Below are 1628 nucleotides of genomic sequence, written 5' to 3'. Positions count from 1 at the left end.
CGGCGTATTCATCCGGCGGGATGTCCAGCAGCCCAGAGTCATAGACTGGGCCCAGCAGGATGTGCGACGGATGGCCGGCCGGTGATCCCGGGTACGGAGTGTCCTCGTGATATGGCTCGCTCACCGATGACGTCGACGACCACCATGGCTCCAGGTGTGCGACGAAGCCCTCACCCGTATCTTCCACGAGGAAGAACGCCCGCAACGTCTTGTGATGGCGGTTATAGGAACTCTCTGAAGTAATCTCGATGAGGTCCTGCCGGTCGAGTGGCTCGGTGCTCGCGAACAGTGCCGAGAGCATCCGTCGGGCTGCCGGCGGCAGCGTTGGGAAGACCGCCTCGCTGGGGAGCGCGGCCAGCGCGGTCTCGACGGCGTCGATATCGAGGCGGTCAGAGACGCTGTCACGCGATTCGAGGCTGTCGAGGGCATCTGCCACGAGGCAGGGGTCCGGGCCACGGTCGGTCGTCGCGAGCGCTGCTTCCAGACAGCGGGTGAGTCGGTCGAGATCCGCACGATTGCCGTCATAGAACCCCTTGCGGTCAGCAATCTCCCGGACGAGCCCCCGGATATGGCCGTGGGAATTGGCGTCCACCATCGGGATATCGAGGATCGCGGCGTCTTCGACGCCGGCGTCGACGCGCTCGCGAAGCCGAGTCGCTTCCTCGTCGACGGCCTCCTGAACGTCGGGCAAGAGGTCGGAGACGCCAGGGCCCGTGAAGACCCACGACGCCAGTAGGTCAGCAACGGGATCGGTGTCGTCGATATCGTATTCGGACCGCGCCCGGAGTTTCTGTGGGCGGTCCTCGATACACATCCGATACCAGCTGTGGACGCCGTAGTCATCGCGATAGCCGGCCTGTTTGGTGATCGTGTAGCGAGCAAAATCGAGGAACTTCTCGTATTGATTCTCGTTACGCCGGAGCGCATCGGGATCGGGCAGTCGGATGTTGATGGTTACGTCGAGGCCGGCGGCGTCGTAGACGTTCATCGCGCTGCAAAGCAGCCCGTGGAGGTCTCGCATCAGCTGGGCCTGCAGGCCGGAGTCGAGGTCGTCGAAGTCCCCAACTTGCGAGAGGAGCATGGACCGCACTGCGCCGATCCGTTCGCGCCAGTTGTCCAGATCTTCGAGTTCGTCACTGGAAAGCCAGCCGATTTGTTTGGCCTGAATGAGGACATCGTGGAGGTCGTTTTCGAACGTTTCGACGCCGTCGTGGGCCCGGTTCCACTGTTTCCCCAGTGCATCCGTATTTAATGCCTTACTGAGCATCCGATTGCTGAATAAGGCTCCACACAGACGTCCCAGTGTTACGACGGGGCCGCCCCACTGTAGGATGACAAGCGCTTCGTCATCAAACGTCGAGATGTAGGACACGCGACCGTCGCCGTCGGGTGCGTCATCGTCGTCCGTCCAGTCGAGGATGTCCCCGTCGGCGAAGGTGACGCCGTCAACGCGTTTCGCGGCGGAAAACCGGCGGTGAAGAACCGGCGGTTCGACCTCGCGAGGACCAGTGCGGTCGCCGAGCCACTGGACATAGCCAGACTCAGGCGCGGAGCCGGTCGCGGCAAGCCACCGTTCGGCGGGGGGGTACCGGTCGCGCTTCTGGGCGGATACACTACACTTACGAGAC

The 1628-nt window shown here is 63.1% G+C and carries 1 pseudogene; it reads right to left on the bottom strand.

The annotated features are described in order from the left end of the window. Nucleotides 1-1628, bottom strand: a pseudogene (locus G9463_RS23590) (aminotransferase); the annotation flags it as partial.

This window comes from Haloarcula sp. JP-Z28 (assembly GCF_011440255.1).
Lineage (GTDB): Archaea > Halobacteriota > Halobacteria > Halobacteriales > Haloarculaceae > Haloarcula > Haloarcula marismortui.
Note: the sequence above shows the minus strand (reverse complement) of the source record. Positions and strands in the feature narration are given on the sequence as shown.